Annotated in this window: 13 protein-coding genes; 1 reads left to right on the top strand and 12 read right to left on the bottom strand. The window is 50.6% G+C overall.

What is annotated here, in order from left to right:
• Window positions 1–22: 22 nt before the first annotated feature.
• The 12 genes from G493_RS0113255 to G493_RS0113195 all read right to left on the bottom strand — a co-directional run bounded on the left by G493_RS0113255 (window position 23) and on the right by G493_RS0113195 (window position 14,777).
• Window positions 23–679 (bottom strand): hypothetical protein, encoded by a 657-nt coding sequence (locus G493_RS0113255; protein WP_028580791.1) that lies wholly within the window; start codon window positions 677–679, stop codon window positions 23–25.
• A 179-nt stretch (window positions 680–858) separates the two neighbouring features.
• Window positions 859–3,282 (bottom strand): eCIS core domain-containing protein, encoded by a 2,424-nt coding sequence (locus tag G493_RS32210; protein WP_051309285.1) that lies wholly within the window; start codon window positions 3,280–3,282, stop codon window positions 859–861.
• A complete protein-coding gene (locus G493_RS32205) occupies window positions 3,279–3,536 on the bottom strand; it encodes a hypothetical protein (RefSeq protein ID WP_028580790.1) in 258 nt (85 codons plus the stop codon). Before G493_RS32205 ends, G493_RS32210 begins: the two co-directional genes overlap by 4 nt.
• Window positions 3,533–5,599 carry an ATP-binding protein gene (locus tag G493_RS0113240; protein WP_028580789.1) on the bottom strand — a complete coding sequence of 689 codons (2,067 nt, stop codon included), beginning with the start codon at window positions 5,597–5,599 and terminating at the stop codon, window positions 3,533–3,535. Before G493_RS0113240 ends, G493_RS32205 begins: the two co-directional genes overlap by 4 nt.
• Complete coding sequence (locus tag G493_RS32200) at window positions 5,596–6,897, bottom strand: DUF4255 domain-containing protein (protein WP_051309284.1); 1,302 nt, start codon at window positions 6,895–6,897, stop codon at window positions 5,596–5,598. The genes G493_RS0113240 and G493_RS32200 overlap by 4 nt, the downstream gene beginning before the upstream one ends.
• Complete coding sequence (locus G493_RS0113230; RefSeq protein WP_028580788.1) at window positions 6,894–7,664, bottom strand: hypothetical protein; 771 nt, start codon at window positions 7,662–7,664, stop codon at window positions 6,894–6,896. Before G493_RS0113230 ends, G493_RS32200 begins: the two co-directional genes overlap by 4 nt.
• Complete coding sequence (locus G493_RS0113225) at window positions 7,661–8,398, bottom strand: T4 family baseplate hub assembly chaperone (protein WP_028580787.1); 738 nt, start codon at window positions 8,396–8,398, stop codon at window positions 7,661–7,663. Before G493_RS0113225 ends, G493_RS0113230 begins: the two co-directional genes overlap by 4 nt.
• Before the next feature lie 3 nt (window positions 8,399–8,401).
• The gene (locus G493_RS0113220) at window positions 8,402–8,926 is read right to left on the bottom strand and encodes a phage tail protein (RefSeq protein WP_028580786.1); all 525 of its coding nucleotides are present in this window, start codon (window positions 8,924–8,926) and stop codon (window positions 8,402–8,404) included.
• A 10-nt stretch (window positions 8,927–8,936) separates the two neighbouring features.
• Window positions 8,937–11,237 carry a phage tail sheath family protein gene (locus G493_RS0113215; protein WP_028580785.1) on the bottom strand — a complete coding sequence of 767 codons (2,301 nt, stop codon included), beginning with the start codon at window positions 11,235–11,237 and terminating at the stop codon, window positions 8,937–8,939.
• Window positions 11,238–12,234: 997 nt separating this feature from the next.
• Window positions 12,235–12,873, bottom strand: coding sequence for a nitroreductase family protein (locus tag G493_RS0113205; RefSeq protein ID WP_028580783.1), 639 nt, complete (start codon window positions 12,871–12,873; stop codon window positions 12,235–12,237).
• A gap of 179 nt (window positions 12,874–13,052) precedes the next feature.
• A complete protein-coding gene (locus tag G493_RS0113200) occupies window positions 13,053–13,646 on the bottom strand; it encodes a YceI family protein (RefSeq protein ID WP_028580782.1) in 594 nt (197 codons plus the stop codon).
• A 51-nt stretch (window positions 13,647–13,697) separates the two neighbouring features.
• Window positions 13,698–14,777 (bottom strand): ADP-ribosylglycohydrolase family protein, encoded by a 1,080-nt coding sequence (locus G493_RS0113195; RefSeq protein WP_028580781.1) that lies wholly within the window; start codon window positions 14,775–14,777, stop codon window positions 13,698–13,700.
• 166 nt (window positions 14,778–14,943) lie between these two features.
• Between G493_RS0113195 and G493_RS0113190 the strand changes: the two genes are divergently transcribed.
• On the top strand, window positions 14,944–15,831 hold the full coding sequence (locus G493_RS0113190; protein WP_028580780.1) for a LysR family transcriptional regulator: 888 nt from the start codon (window positions 14,944–14,946) through the stop codon (window positions 15,829–15,831).
• The last annotated feature ends 73 nt before the right edge of the window (window positions 15,832–15,904 follow it).

The raw sequence follows: 15,904 nt of genomic DNA, 5'->3' as shown, positions 1-15,904 counted from the left end.
TGTAACTGGTTACCTGTTTGTTTTAGAATCCTGAAAAGCCGGTTGCAGCGGTTGTCCCGCCCGGTGCCCGCCCGGCCAGTTGTTCCTTATTCGCCAGATAATTCATAAACAGGGTACCGCCTTTGTGGCTGAACCCCAGGTCATCGACACTGAGTACCCGCAATCCCAGGCTGATCTTGGCCCGGATCGGGTTGAGCGCAGCATCAAAAGCCTCCTCGGTAACACTGAACTCGGTGATCCGCACCGGCATGGTCCGCTGCCTGCTCCAGATAAAGAGCGTCAGCGGCGCTTCCATGGGTAGGATCTCCAATTTTCCTGACGCCACCAAATGGTTATTCTCCTGCAGCTGTCCACTGCGGGGATAAAGGAGCAGCTCCAGCCGGGCCAGTTGGGGATGCAGCCCCACCTCCACTGCCGTACCATCGGCCGCCTCCAGCTGGTCGGTAGCGTCGATTTCCGCTTCCAGTTTAATGGTCTCCACTGGTGGCCCTTTGATGCGCAGGGCCTCGGAGCGGTCGCCGCCTTCGCCTCCAGCCCCCTGGACCTGGAGGGTGCGGCTGATGGTATCCGGGTTATACTGCAGCGAGATGATGCCGTTGGGCAGCATGGTCCCGGTGGTTGGATCGATCAGGATGATGCCGCCTTTGAGGAGTTTGGGTGAACCGGGAAAGGTGGGCATGGTCTATATCTCCTCTGCTGAATCTAATTTATCAAAGCCGTTTAGGTGACAGATTGTAATTTTTTTCCGCAAACTCATTGATTATTAAGGACCTTAATAAGTATATCGCTCGCCCTGCCGAGAGTTTCCTAAAAAAACTGGTTGGTTTCTGACGTCTCAGTTATCCATATGTTGATAATTTATAAAACATTCTTTGGTATACGGGAAAGATCATCAGAAGCATTGTATTTTAAACTCATTGATTTAGCGAAATCATCAAGTAGTTTTTCACAGTCTCGCTTATCAGCTTGACAAGGAAATTGATCAATAACTATTTTCATAGAACCGTCTTTTACATCATCATATTTTTTTAGCGCATCAATAATCTTAAACAATGCATCTTCTTCAGCGTGAATCGCTTCTCCAAGGCCATCTATTTTAGATGGATCTAATTTTCTTCTGAAGAATCCAGACTTGACTAATACAATTTTTCCATTTTTATCAACAATCTCTATAAGTACCGTTGTGAAAAATACTTTCGATACCCAAGTACTTCCTATAATCTTTTCGAGTCTTCTTGTTTCGTCATTCTTTATTTTCAACCAACAATTCATTAATTCTTCTTTAGTTAATGCTGTTGCTCCTTTTCTAATTTTAGGAGAAATGGGTGACGATTGTGTTGTGCCTCGACTTATTGATGGGTGGGCAGAACTTTTGCTTGGATATCCAGAAACAGCATAAACAGGAATAGGTTCCGGACTAACAGATTTACCGCCTGAAGGAAAAGCCTTCTCACTCAAGAAATCTAATGCATTTTCAACTACTTCTTTAATTTTTGGTTTGATCTCTTGAAAGGCTCTCTCAAGAGCCTTTGGAGATTCGTTGCAAGCAGTCATAATTTTTGTAATGGTTTCTTCCATTGAAGCTGGAACTTTTTTCAAATAATCTATGACTCTTTGCAAAAGTATATCCCAGCTACGTATTCCAAAATCGACCAAATCGCCCCAGTTCTGATCGATGGAATGTGAAAACTTTAATAGCATATCTTTTATATTATCAGATAATTGTCTTGGTACTAGTTGTGATATTCCATCAGTCTTTCTAAAAATTTCCATGGCTCCTGTAACACCATTTTTTGATACCTTGCTTAATCCTTTTATAAGACTCCCAACTTCTGGAACAAGACCAAACAACGTAAAGGCCAAACCAACCCAGCGCCCAGTACTGAAGTCATTTTTTAAGGCAATAAAGTATACATGCGCTGTCAAATCGCGAGCATCTGCTGCCTGATCAACATAAGGGATTAAGCTTATTGCAGTATCGATTATAATTGAGGCAAGTTGGGGATTTTCTTCAAACTCGCCTTTTAAAGCCTGTTGAATATTTAGAGCTAATCCTTCTTTTTCTTGTTCTTTCAATTCATAAGGTGAAACTATATTTCCACTGGCTCCCCCTGCCCCCATTGCTCCTGGTGGTATACCCGAATAAGACTGATAACCAGCACCACCAGCGCCACCTGTGCTAGAAAGTTGTTCATTCTTTTCCGTAAATGGGATTTCTTCTTTGGGAACTTTTGATTCTAATGCTTCATCCTCAGGTAACTTTTGTGGCTGTTGTTGTGTAGGTTGTCTTTCCTCTTTCGAGGATGGGATAGAGCATAATGCTTGTGCGGTTGAAACATCCAATCTGCCCGATGGGCTTATATTTAACTGTCGTTGATAATCAGCAACTTTTTCAATAAACGGTATTGCCGATATTGCATCACGATTAACGTCGATTACACGAACTTTTTGATCAGCTTCGTCCCACCAATACTTTTTGGTGTTGTTCCAATGCCTTTCCAAGTCAGATCTATAAGGCCAACCTGAGGGGACTTTTTCCGCTATCTTTCGTTTTCCAAGAGATGCCAAATAAAAAAATCTATTTGCTACAAAAGTACTTATTTGTTTTTTTGTTGCCTTAGCTCTTGAACTTCCTTTTTGTCGGGATATTTTTATATTGGTGGAACCGTATGACTTATTATTCTGCTGAACCACGTGGGACAACTCATGTCCCAATAGCCGTCTCCCATTCCCAGTACTTGGCGAATATTGTCCGCTAGCAAAAATTACATTTTTCCCTACTGTATATGCTAGAGCATTCACCACCTGTGCCGACTTTGCTGCTTGGCGATCCGTATGCACTCGTACCCCACTGAAGTCCCAGCCAAACCTCGGTTCCATAAAACTGCGGATGTCCGCATCCAACGGTTGCCCTGGTGAGGAAAGTACGTTTTGAATCAATGGATGATTGACCGAATGGGTGACACTGCTATTTCCTAGAGATTTGGGCTGCAGGATTTGCTCTTCATCCTGATCCTCGCAGACTGGAGTTGAACAATCTTTCCGTTGCATCTGCGGTTCCGGCATCCGCATCACCTGATCGGCGACCCGATCCGCCTCCTGCTCGTACTGATCATTTGGCTCCCCTATTTTCAACTTCGCCTGTAACCTCGGTGGTGTCGGTGTACAGGCTATCAGAGGTGGTGCATGTTCCAACAGGGGCTGGACAGCCGCGTGCTGGGGAATCCTTCCTGACCACAGAGAATCAGGTTGCTTTCCTGCTTGAGTCGTTGTTTGCTTCATGTGCCAATTCCCCCGTAGACAGACTGTGCGATCTGAACTCCCAACGTGTTGGGGCTTGTCGAACTACTGACCTGCAGCGGCTTTGTCCTGATACTTGGCAGCTCTCCGCCGTTCTGTATCCCTGGAGCAATACCTCCCTCCTGGAGCAGACGGGAAAGTTCGGCCTCCACTGCTGCCTGCACCTTTGCTCCCTGGCCCGGGCCAAGCTCCAGCCCATCCAATACCAGACGTTCGATGTGGAGGTTGATATTCATCGTGTTCCTCCTTCTAGCGGTTCAGGGCGGAAATCCCGTTCGTTGACCGGTTTCTCCAGTTTGCGAAATTCGGTGCGTACCGCCTCGAACAACAGCGGCATGGTCACCGGGGTACCGGCCTGGGCTGCGAGAAAAGCGCTGTTTAAGGCCACATTCTGGATGCTACCGCCGGTAAGGTTGAAGCGGGCCAGGTGGTCATAGTCCAGTTCGTCCAGCGGGGTGCCGGGCTGGTCGTGAGCATCATTTTCGGGAAAGATGCGCTGCCAGATCTGTTTACGCTCGGTCTTGCCGGGAAAAACAAAGGAGACGATGAATCGCAGACGGCGGAGAAAGGCCTGATCCAGGGCGCTCTTCAGATTGGTGGCTAAAATGGCCAGACCGCCAAAGGCCTCCATGCGCTGCAACAGGTAGTTGACTTCGATATTGGCGTAACGGTCGTGGCTGTCCCTGACCTCGCTGCGCTTGCCGAATAGAGCATCGGCCTCGTCAAAGAGTAGGATCACACCGCCGTCCTCGGCTGCATCAAAGATGCGGCGCAGGTTTTTTTCAGTCTCGCCGATATATTTGCTCACCACGGCAGACAGGTCGATGCGGTAGAGGTCCAGTTGCAGTTCGCCTGCCAGAACCTCGGCAGCCATGGTTTTGCCCGTACCGCTTTCCCCGCCAAAGAGGGCGTTGATGCCCAGGCCGCGGCTCATGCGACGGCGAAAGCCCCAGCCATCATAGACCTGGATGCGCTGTCGTACCTGGGCCGCGATTTCCTGTAAGCGTTTGTGCGCCTCTTCGGGCAGCACCAACTGATTCCAATCGGCCTTGCAGTGGATTCGTTGGGCCAGCCGGTCCAGTGCCGGCCGACTGCGGTGGAGACAGGACTGCCAGAGCTGTTCCGCCAATGGGGTATCGCTCTTTTGGTTGTCCTGGCGAACACCAGGTGCGAACCGGTGGATGGTGGGCAGGTTGAGGTTGAATTCTCCCGCCAGCCTCTGGGGGAGGGTTCCAGCATTTTTGCCCAACACCTCTTGCCAGGCAGCAGCCTGTTCCATGGGCAGGGGCTTTTGAATGACAAAAGATGGGGCGTCAATGTCCAGACCGGCTCTGGCTTCCCGGGTTGCAAGCAGCACCGGGAGCCCGCACCGCTCGATGAATCTGCTCAAAATTATTTGACCCTCGGCCTGTCCCTCACCCTCCTCTAGCCCGTGGGTATCGAGATAGAGAACAAGGGGCAGTAACATGCCCTCGCGTTGCCAGAGCCTGACCAGGATTTCCAGCTCGCCAGCCTTTGTCGGCAGCAGTTCCGCAGGGAGACGCAACCCCTGCATACCCAGGCGGGAAAACAGCTGCAGAGCCACCTGCTGCTTAGAAATGGAGTCCACCCCAGTGAGTTGCACCACTGGGCGACTTGCGGGATCTGACCAGAAAAGAGCTTCCAGAGATTCCACTGTCTGCTGTTGCCCGGTGGAAAGGTGCATACTTTCCTCGGCAGAGAGGGCAAAAGGGGCGAGCATTGATGCCAGCCGATCATCCAGCTGATTCAAGCCCTTGAGGTAATGCACGATCCGTTCATCGGCCCGCACTATGCTCTGGATAAGTGGAACAGCCAGGGGCTGATTGATCTCAATAAGGTGCCAGTAGCGTAAGGGGCGCTCAGGGGAGAGGGCCTCCCAGGTCGGCTGGTCAAAAAGGGCCAGGGCCAGGGCAAAGGTGGGGTAGGGCTTGGCTGCATCTCCCCGGGCCTGGGCACAGAGTCCGGGGATGCGGGTGTCGAACTCCATGGCGGCACAGAGCAGCAGGATTTCCTGTTCAAAGTTTGATAGCCCCAGGCGCTGGCCAAGAATCACCAGGGCTGGCGGCGGCTCTGTACAAGCTGCTTTCTTCATTGCAGACGCAGCCTCTTCAAGCGGCTCGTTTTTTTCGTTTTCCTGCACCGCCCCAGAGAGGCCCGTCTCCATGGATGGCTCACTGCCATCTTGCCTGGCCAGCTGTTCCAGGGCTAATCGCAGCCAGCTCAGGGCCGCACCCAGGTAGCGATCATTGTTTGCCTGCCACTGCGCTAGATCATTCATGGGATGGTCACCCTTTGGCTCGAATCAAATGCAAAGGCCGGAGGCGGTGAATCAACCCGCACGAACGGCATGCTTTCGATCCCGTCTACCCGCAGACGGACCAGTTCGTTCTGCATTGGGGGCAGTCCTGTAATGTCGAAAACCACCTTGTCCGCATCGTTCGGATCAATTTCTCCCTTAATTTCCCTGTCTTTTAAAATCAGCATTACCTGCTGGTTGTCATGTATCCTTGGTTGACAGGTAATGATGAGCTTCGGTATTTGTACCTCAATATTGGCGATGATGGGGGCAAGGGCAATTGGCAGACCATTGCTGGTGATGTCGCGCCCCCCTGTTGATGAGGGCTTGACCAGGGTCACCGTATAGACCCCTGGTGCCCAGTCTGTTAGCGTTGTGTTGATGGGATCTGAGGGATCTGGCTCGGGCAGCACGACCTTGACTTCTGTGGAGGATTGATTTTCAACCAATATGGGGATCTCACTGACCAGTGTTTCCCCCTGGCTGTTTGACAGCTCAGGCCGCGAATGACGAAAGCGCAGGAAGAGTCCCGCCCCTTTGAGATTTTGTCCGGAGAGGATTACGGCAGCGCCAAGCCGCGCCGCAGGGAAGGAAGGGGGGCGCCTGGTCTGAAGACGATCTTCCGGTATGCCCAAATAGGCTCGTGCCAGGGTGGGAAAGGGGCCAAGCAGCACATCCACTCCCTGGTCATCCTTGCCACGCCGCAAAACCGGCAGTGACGGGCTGGGGCTTTCCTCGGCCTCGATCAGGACCACCGAGGCCTGGTAGGCCACGGAGAGGGCATAGGGGGTCTGGAAAAAGATGGACCAGAGTTTGGACAGTTCTTCCAATGAGATCGGATGCGGGGTGAATTTCACCTGCTCCACCGATTCGGCCAGGTTGGATTCTTTTTGAAAATCATTGTAGAGGCTGCTGGCCGCATCCTCAATCATCTGTTTTGTCAGTACCGGGCTGGCATTGAGGTCGCGGGCCACGGCGCCAAGCATCATCTGTGCATCCAATTCAGTATTGCCATAAAAGGCCAGCAGGTAATGCAGGTCCAGGGCCACGGTGGGACGCTGTATCAGGTGACCTTCCGATGAGCGGGTGGGAAGCTGGTGGTTGCGGATGGCCGCGTTGGGTACCACCTGGTAGAGAAAGAGGTAGGTGAGGTTGCCAGTGTTGGTCGTTGTCGTGGGGCGTCCCACCTCGACATTGGCCCCGTCGATTTTTTTGACCGCATTGTCGACGAGTTGAACCAAGGCGGCAGTAACGGTGGCAATGGCCAGATAGTTACTCATCGTCTGCCCTCCCGGCGCTGCTTGAGGTAGTCGTCCAAGGCTAGTGAAGGTGTTGGTGCCGGCCTTGGCACCTGTGGCGGTGCGGCAGGTGGCTTTACCGCCCGGACCTCCACTCGGCCAATGGTGACCTGGATGGTGGGCTGGGCCGGCTCGGCAGGAGGGGAAAACGGATGGGGACAGTCCAGGGGCTGGATGGGAACATTTTTTCTCAGAAGTTGACGCGAAGTTGGTCCCTGCTTTTGTTCCTGGGGCGTGGGTTTTACTGCCGGTTGTATGCCCATTGCGGCATAGGCCAATCCAGGAGTTTTTTCGTTAGCCATGTTGGGGAATTGTTTTTCTGGCGCATCTTCTGCCGGGGGCCACTGTACGTTCGTTTCCGTTGGATGATGATCTGCCGGCTGACCGTCCTGCCTTGGAAAGAGAGGTGCCGGCACAGCCAGGGACGGCTTGTCTGTTTCTGCGGGGCCCATCTTGGACCTCTTTACTCCGGCAGGTTGTGTATCAGCCTGTGCAGAGATTCCGAATCTATGGAGTCGTTCCGGTCTGGAGCCAATGGTTCCTGGTTTCACTGAAAAAGGATGGCCGCCCTCTGTTTTTGAAGAAAGGGTGGAACTGGTTTCTGATTCAACAAAACCCGGTTCCGCAGCGTTTGACTGAGGTGACATGCCCTGAGCTTCAAACAGGCCGGGTAGCCGCGGACGCACCGCTGCTTCTGCTTGCTCGTGCTTAAAGCTGCGGCTGATCAGGTGGCTGAAATACTTGCTCACGTACCAATCAACTCCAGGTAGAGGTTGCGGCGCTGTGGACTCATGGCCAGGATATCCGCTTCATGCCAGCCATAGGTAGAGGCCAGGAGATGTACTTCTCTGATCATCCGAATTGCCCAGGTATGGATTTCGTGCCACAAGTAGGCAACGATATCAAACAGGGCCTGCCAGCGGTGCGCACAGCCCGGGCAGGTTAGCGCCAGCTGGATATCCGCAGCTGGATCAGCCGACTCCATTCGGGCAATGACCTCCTCGATCACCTGGTTCGGCAAATCTGCAAAGGCTGTCTTCTCGTTGCCACACTGAGCGCCTAAAAGACACCGTCGTAACAGTTGGCTTTGCAGCGAACTGGTATCCGTGTACTGACCTTCCAGAGCCATGAGGTCCTGGCTGGTGGGCAGCCGGAATACGACGGTGTATTCGCCTGCGTCTACCTGCAGTTCTCTGGGCAGAGTCTCCCCTGCTGCGGCCTGCAGTTTGTTGGTGGTCAGACTGAATTCCAGCCGTTCCCCGCAGGCAGGGCATTGGGCGAGACAGAGCAGATCTTGTCCAAAAAGCTCTTCGCGGAGGGCCAAGAGCCGTGCGTCACGGCAGCCGATATTCAGTGAGGCGAGGTCTTCCACTTTTTCATTGTCACTGCTGGCACTCAGCAGTAGCAGGGCCCGGCGATAAGGAGGGCTGCCGTGACCCGCTTCCCATACCCGCAGGAGTTCGTGGCAAGACAAGGCAACCATACCTTATGAAGGCTCCGTGTAGTTTTTCTCAGTCGGCTCTGGGACCACATAGTCACGTTCCCAGCCCTCATTTTCCAGTTTGAGGGTTTGGATGGCCACAGCGTTGGCATTGGCATCCAGCTCAGGCAGGGACTGAAACTCAGAGACCCAGCAGCGATAAACCTTGTAGCTGATGGCCAACTGGCCAGCTTCATTGTACAGTTCGATGATGATGTCCTTGCGGAAATCTTTGAGTGACACCTCGGCCCCTAATCCCGAACCGTAGTTCCAGACCTTGTTGGCCCATCGTTCGAATTCAGGATCATGGGTCACGCCACGTTCTAGGGTGATAGCCTCATATTTGCTGCGTCCCGGAGATTTACGGCTGCTGCTGGGATCGCCTCCCTCGCGATGCTCCACCACCTCGGTGGTGCGCTTCAGAGCGCCGACCTTGCTGACACCGGCCACGTATTTGCCATCCCACTTGACACGAAACTTGAAATTTTTGTATGGGTCGAACCGACGTGCGTTGACATTGAATCCTGCCATAATCTCCTCCTTACACCTCGATCTGTCCAGCCATCTGCTGGATGCTGATGATTACGAACTCGGCCGGTTTGAGTGGGGCAAAGCCCACCTGGATATTGACGATGCCGCTGTTGACATCGCTCTGGGTGGTGGTCTCCTTGTCGCATTTGACGAAATAGGCTTCCCGCGGAGTCTTGCCCTGAAAGGCTCCTTTGCGAAACAGATCATGCATAAAGGCTCCGATGTTCAGGCGGATCTGCGCCCACAGGGGTTCGTCGTTGGGTTCAAAGACCACCCACTGGGTACCGCGGTAGAGGCTCTCTTCCAGATAGAGTACCAGGCGGCGCACAGGAACGTATTTGTATTCCGATGTCATCTGGTCAGCGCCCCTGAGTGTGCGGGCACCCCAGGATACGGCGCCATAGACCGGTAAAATGCGGAGACAGTTAACGCCTAAGGGGTTGAGGCTGCCGTTTTCACGGTCATTAAGCAGGTAGGTCATGGCCTGGGTTCCCACCAGGGTGGCTTCGGTCCCGGCGGGTGCCTTCCACACTCCGCGGCTGCTGTCAGTGCGGGCATAGAGACCGGCAACTGTACCACAGGGCGCTGTCAGCCGTTGTTTGCCATTCTTCAGGGGATCAGCGATATAGATCCAAGGGTAGTACACCGCGGCATGGTCGGATTTGGGGAGATCCGTACCTGAGACGGAAGTCACCATATCCCCAGGCCCAGGTGGGTTTTCTGGATTACCAGCATCCATGGGCGCATCGATAATCATAAAGGCCCGGCGTTCTTCGCAATAGGCAACGGCGTCCATCAGGGTGCCGCTGTCCGTAATACCCGGAAGACAGAGCAGATTGAAAAGATCCACTGCTTCCAGGGCGAACAGGCCTGTGCGCTGGTCCCGGTCATCGATAAAACTGGAATAGACATCGTCACTGCTGAAAGGGATTTCTGTGCCACCTTCCAGGGTGATATTCACCGACTGATTGGTTGTGGCACCTGTCAAAATCTTCAGATTACCTGCGATATCTTTATCCAGCGCTTCAGTGACACTGATTGTGGCTCCGTCGCCACGACTGCCGCTGGCCAGTATCAACTGATTTGAGGTAGCGGTGCAGGTAAAAGCGTTATAGGCGGGATTGCTGGGTCTGTGACTTCGGACCGTGGCTTCGATACGGGTGGCAACGTCCTGAAGCTTATCAGCCAGCGGGGTTCCTGCAGCATTAGCAGGGCCAATATTTACATCATCCGGCCCATAGCCATCCAGGCTGATGCGGAAGCTGGTGTGGTTGGCATTGGGCAAGTTAGTCAGATCAGAATCAGTGAGTGTATCGCTGGTCAGAGTAGCCGGTTCCGGTATGATCTTGGGGCGGATGCCTGCCACACCATCTATTTCGATCCCATCGTTGGCTACACCCAGTTTCAACACTGCACTGGCGTTGTGTTTGGTTCCGGGAAGTACGCGTACAGAGGAGAACTCCCCCCCAAGGCCGGATGTCATTTCTATGGCTTGGTTAATGGTTGGTTCACAGGTGAAGTATTCATACGCTGGTTTGCTTTTGGCTTGAGCGGTCACTTTGCCTTGGATAGCATTGCAAAGACTCGTCAAATGATCGTTTGGGCTAGTGCCGGTAATATCATTCTTCCAATCAATGACAACTTTCACCGGCGGCAAACCATTGACGCTGATCCTGAATTCGTTGTGATACTTATCGAGCAGGCCCTTCACATCCCCCAGACTGCCGCTGGTGCTGGTAGCCTTGGGTAACGCATTGAGATCGCTTTGATCAACCAAACGCTCGATCTTCACCAGGTGGGAGACGCCATTGACCATATCCAGTACATAGCGCGCATCCGCCGAATTCATGGAGACATTAGAGTAGGTTTCGGAGCGGTTATCACAAGAGCGGATAAAGCTGATGTTGAAGGAGCTGCCCGGATTGATGGTTTGGTGATCCACCCGTACTTCGATATCGTTACCGGTAAGACCTGCATCCAGGGCCGTCACCTTGAGGACTTGTTCATTCTTGTTGTTTTCCAGGTCCTTTTCCGCTGGCGTGGCATCCTTGACGATGCGCACCACCCAGGCTTCAGTGCCGCCGTTCTGGAAAAACTGGCGCACTCCGTAGCTCATTTCTGAATCCGCGCTAAGGCCGCCAAAGCTCCGTTCGAAATCAGCAAAGCTGTATATATGCACCGCCTTATTAATGGGGCCACGGGCAGCCGCCCCGGCAAAGGCCGCAACGGAAGTCGAAACACCGGTGATGGTGCGAACACCACTGGAAATTTCTTCTATATACACACCGGGATAGCTTGTAGTAACAGACATGATTCATGCTCCTTTTTTATCAGCTGCCGTCATTTTTAAACCAGCCTCTCTGCTGGCTCGACAACCCCCCTTACTCCATGGAAACTGAGCAAGGGGTAATGCAACATTCATAAAAAAATTGGTTTCTCGATGTGGTAAAAAAAGTACCTCACCAATGAAGAACCAAGATTACTGCATGAAAACAGGAACTCAACTTTGTACAGATTGATATCTTTGTGATTGTTGGTTTATAGGGGCCACGTAGTACGAGGCTTGTAAATGACAATAACAAGCAACTGCCTAAAGGTGACTATAAGATAAAACTCGTATAAAGTTTGTAAGAGTAGGCTTCATAACATCTTCTGTTGATTGTAAAATTTGACAACAATCAAATAATTATAATGTGTTGAAGCCATTGGAGAAATGCTCAAAGGTAAACTGCAATTGAATGTTCAAGGCGTAACTGCTCCTTTTTTTTGCAGTGTAACCTTTGTTAGATATTATAATCAAGATGTTAATTACATGAAAGATATATTAATTTTTACTATAAAGATGATAGGATTTTGTCAAGAAAAAAAGATGGGTGCTTTTCGTGGCTGGTAAGTTCTGTCAGTTTAGAGAACTTGCAATGACTGTATAAATATATTTTGTAAAAAGTTAACGTTGTTGTGGAGTAACTCGTTTCAAAGGACAGGAATGTGGCCAGGTGTTTTTTTAACTTTGGTTTTTTGTGACAATATCGGGTAAAAAGAGAGGGGGAAAAGGAAGCAAGTTTCGTAACAGTTTATCGGGGTATAAAAAAGTAGGCATAACCCGATAACTGTAACCGTTCATTCCATGCTCAGGTTCGTTCCAGCCGTTCACTTCGCTATGGTTAGCCATGCGATGAGTCCTGATTGGGCAGGGGTTGGTGAACGGTTGCCGATTTTCTTGCTTCCGGTTTTTAGACAATAGAACTCGCGACAGTCTTTGTCAGATAAGGTTCATTTCCGAGGCTACTTGACTGTGAAATATTGTTTTACCCTTCAGGGAAGGTAATTTTAATGTCCTCCACAGTTTTTCTCCATTTGGAATCATGGAGTTCAACGCCTGGCTTGCGATAGCCCAGTGATATTAAAACAGGTATCCAGAAGTTGTCGGGAATGTTAAATGCCTTTTTAACCCCTTCATGATCAAAACCGTCCATGGGGTGTGTTTCCAGCCCGTAATTGGTGGCTGCATACATGAGTGCCATGCTGAAGAAACTGGCGTTTTTTACAGCAAAAGCAACATTTGCGGCATCACTCCATCTGTAGAGTGACTGGGTGGCATTCAGGAACCAGTCGCGTTTGTCCTCGGTCATGGAGCCGCTGGCAATCATTTCCTTCCAGTTTTTTTCCACTGTAGGGTGGCCTGACTTCCAGCCATCCATGTCTGCCAAAACGATCAGGGTAATTGGCGCTTCGCTGACCTTTGGTTGATTCCAGGCCAGTGCCTGCAGTTTCTCTTTTTTTGCTTTATCGCGTAATATCATGAGGTTCCATGGCTGCAGGTTGAAGCCTGAAGGCGCCTGTGCTGCCAGCGAGATTACTTTGTCGAGCATTTCTTCTGATACGTCTTTTTCCGGATCAAAGAAGTTGATAGCCCTTCTGGCATAAACGACATCTTCGTATTTCATTGTATTCCCCTTGTGTTTAGAAATATATGTTTCACCCGCAGTTCTCGTAACATATCAGAGAGAGGGGTGTTTGTCGTATGTAATAAGATGGATCCTGATTGTCTTCCCGGCACCTGGCATGGGCAAAATATACCCATAAGAGAGCCGGGCTGATTCTGTCATACAATGTATTATACTTGCTATTGGTCTGCAAGGAGCTCCAGGCTGATTGCTATATCAACATCTTTGCCTACAATACCTGCTTTGACAAACTGTCCGTTGCCTACTTTATAGGCAAGGCGATCAATGGTCAGGCCGCCGTTAAAGCCGATAACCTCTTTGCCCTGAACCATGGGATGCTCTCTCATGCCTTCATATGTCAACGGGAAGGTCAGGTCATAAGTAGCACCTTTTACCTCGAATTTGCCGGTAACCTCATAGGTGTTTTCACCTATCTTGCTGATGCTGGTGGAGGTGAATTTCATGGTCGGATATTTTTCAGCCTCAAAAAAGTCTGGAGAAAGCAGATGCGTATTCCTTTGTTCGATGTTGGTGTCAATACTGTCAACCATGATAGTAAATACCATTGAAGAAGCTGCCGGATTGTCTTTGTCAAACTGCATCTTTACGTCGAAATCATTAAAAAAACCATGCACTTTAGAGAAAATATGTTTGATCTGGAAATAGAAACCTGAGTGAGCTTTGTCAACTTCCCAAGATCGTGCTGCAGCGTAAAGAGGACTGCTGCTTGCCAGGAAAATGAGTGAACTGAGGAGTATATGGGCTATCTTCATGTGTTTTCCTCCATGATGGGGGGACGAGTTTCGCCAGTGTGTGGCAGTATGTTATGCTTTCGGAATGTTATTGGCCAGCTGAGTGGCCATATCCAGTAATGCCTTTGCATTATCCAGTCCCTGGATAAATCGTTCTGGAATTTTTGAGAGCCCCACCTGCGCACCGACAAGAGCTCCGGTAAGTATTGCCCGTGCCTGATTTTGGCCCCCACCATTAATGGCATGGAGTACAGCTGACTCAAAATCATCATGAAATCGAGCTGCAAGGTAATATGCCGCAGGCAACTGGTGATAGATGGCACAAGGCATTCCGTATACCAGTGAAACTTTCCAGGCGGGTTCTATTTTGATTCCTTTATCAAATGCTGCTGTTGCCATATACGAGGGCGTGAGCAATGCGTCCGGAGAAGCAAATCGTCCAGCCCGCGGTGGATCAGAATCACCGGGCTTTGGAGGCTGCAAATTGTCACTGGTGACAGCGTGAAATGGCAGGTTCCCCTGCTTGACCAGCTGCATGAGTTTAGCAGAAATATCAGCTGTAAAGGCCTGGCCTTGAACAAGAAGACCCAGTAGTGCATTGAAGGCGACGGTCATGGAGACCACCGTGTCATCGCTTTGTGTCAGGGTCGTGTTGGCGGCAACAGCTTCTGCCATTTCTGCCGGACGAGTTGCATACCGAACACCGAGGGCCAGGGTACGTTCAATGGCCTCGGTGGTATCTGCGTGGCTGCTACTATTTTGCCAATCCGCACCTGCTATGGTTCGTCTGCGCCAGGCTTCACGGATGGACTGGCTGGTATACTGGCCTGGGCCGCTTATCGGTGTGCCGTCAAGTTGCGGAAAAAGCTCCTCATCCAGTCGTCTGCAGAAATCGTGCTGATTATAACTCCCATATTTGTTCAATGAGGCGATCAGCAACGAGAGGATATACCCTGATTGGGAAAGTTGACCAGCATGCAATCCGTCATGATAACGACCAGGTTTAGGATCTGTGTAGTCATCGATCCATTCGCCGTAATCAGTACGCAGTTCCTGGAGGTCGTAATACCAGTGGGGGCCGAGACCCAGGGCATCGCCAATGAAAGCTCCGAGTATGGCCCCTTGGGCTCTGTCCTGAAGAGTGTCTGTCATGGCTATCTCCATTTTGCTGTTGCACATGCGCAAGTGGTGTGGCATTCGTTGTGTACGTTGTTTGCCTTGTGTTGGTTCGATACTCTTACCGCTGCGCTTGACTTTCACTATGTATATTGCTCAAATGCAAATCAATAAGGCAAAATAGCAAGTGAGGATTGCAAGTATGCAAAAAGATAATGACTGGAACGACTACCTTTATTTTCTCCGTGTAGCTGAGGGGGGAAGTCTGAAAAAAGCTGCCAGTATATTAGGGGTAAATAACTCAACAGTTTTTCGGAGAATTAACAGCCTGGAGGACAAGCTTGGGGCAAGGTTGTTCGAACGGTTGAAAACAGGGTATCTGCTTACTGAAGCAGGAAAAGAAGTGCTGCAACGCATTCAACTTGTGGAAGAGCATATGTATTCGGTGCAGCGAATAGTGAAAGGGAAAGATGAAAATTTACGTGGCTCATTGAAAATTTCCACCACGGATACCATTGGTTTTTATTGGCTGCCGCCATATATCAGGCGGTTTAAAGAACAGTATCCGGAAATTCTGATTGATCTCATTATTAATAACCAATTTACTGATCTCAGTCAGCGGGAAGCGGATATTGTCATTCCTGCAAAAAACAGACAGCCTGATTATATGGTAGGCAGAAAACTGGCACCAATTGTTTTTAAACTTTGTGCATCAAAGGAATATGTGGGCAAGTATGGACAGCCTGAAGGCATAGAAGAGATCTCCACCCATCATTTTGTCCTGCCGGACGGCTACATTGCAGGTATTCCATCCCATAAATGGCTGCGTAACTATATTGGCAACAATCAGGTTGTTGCCTGCAGCGATAAACTTACCGGTCTGCACAGGCTTGCTCAGCAGGGGCTTGGTATTACTCTGTTGCCGGAACACGTTATCCAGACCGATCCTGATCTGGTTATTCTGATGGGGGTTCCGGAACATCTCAGTCAGGAAATCTGGATGCTCACCCACCCTGACCTCAGACAGGTCGCCAGGGTAAAAGCCTTTTTTCAATTTATGGGCGAAGCGACCAGGGGGTTGCGGGTCTAGTGCCCGCTGGTAACCGTTTACGGTCATGGGGTCATGTCAACGTTGGCACACTCTTGTGAATGGTAATGTTCGC

Origin of the sequence: Desulfogranum japonicum DSM 18378 (assembly GCF_000429945.1) — a bacterium.
GTDB lineage: Bacteria > Desulfobacterota > Desulfobulbia > Desulfobulbales > Desulfobulbaceae > Desulfogranum > Desulfogranum japonicum.
The sequence above is the reverse complement of the archived record's forward strand: the minus strand, read 5'-3'. Positions and strand labels throughout refer to the sequence as shown.

Excerpts from the sequence above, each read along its gene's own strand:
- G493_RS32210 (WP_051309285.1), bottom strand. The coding sequence starts at position 3,282 with ATGAAGCAAACAACGACTCAAGCAGGAAAGCAACCTGATTCTCTGTGG.
- G493_RS0113240 (WP_028580789.1), bottom strand. The coding sequence starts at position 5,599 with ATGAATGATCTAGCGCAGTGGCAGGCAAACAATGATCGCTACCTGGGT.
- G493_RS32205 (WP_028580790.1), bottom strand. The coding sequence starts at position 3,536 with ATGAATATCAACCTCCACATCGAACGTCTGGTATTGGATGGGCTGGAG.
- G493_RS0113205 (WP_028580783.1), bottom strand. The coding sequence starts at position 12,873 with ATGAAATACGAAGATGTCGTTTATGCCAGAAGGGCTATCAACTTCTTT.
- G493_RS0113255 (WP_028580791.1), bottom strand. The coding sequence starts at position 679 with ATGCCCACCTTTCCCGGTTCACCCAAACTCCTCAAAGGCGGCATCATC.
- G493_RS0113190 (WP_028580780.1), top strand. The coding sequence starts at position 14,944 with ATGCAAAAAGATAATGACTGGAACGACTACCTTTATTTTCTCCGTGTA.
- G493_RS0113200 (WP_028580782.1), bottom strand. The coding sequence starts at position 13,646 with ATGAAGATAGCCCATATACTCCTCAGTTCACTCATTTTCCTGGCAAGC.
- G493_RS32200 (WP_051309284.1), bottom strand. The coding sequence starts at position 6,897 with ATGAGTAACTATCTGGCCATTGCCACCGTTACTGCCGCCTTGGTTCAA.
- G493_RS0113215 (WP_028580785.1), bottom strand. The coding sequence starts at position 11,237 with ATGTCTGTTACTACAAGCTATCCCGGTGTGTATATAGAAGAAATTTCC.
- G493_RS0113220 (WP_028580786.1), bottom strand. The coding sequence starts at position 8,926 with ATGGCAGGATTCAATGTCAACGCACGTCGGTTCGACCCATACAAAAAT.
- G493_RS0113225 (WP_028580787.1), bottom strand. The coding sequence starts at position 8,398 with ATGGTTGCCTTGTCTTGCCACGAACTCCTGCGGGTATGGGAAGCGGGT.
- G493_RS0113195 (WP_028580781.1), bottom strand. The coding sequence starts at position 14,777 with ATGACAGACACTCTTCAGGACAGAGCCCAAGGGGCCATACTCGGAGCT.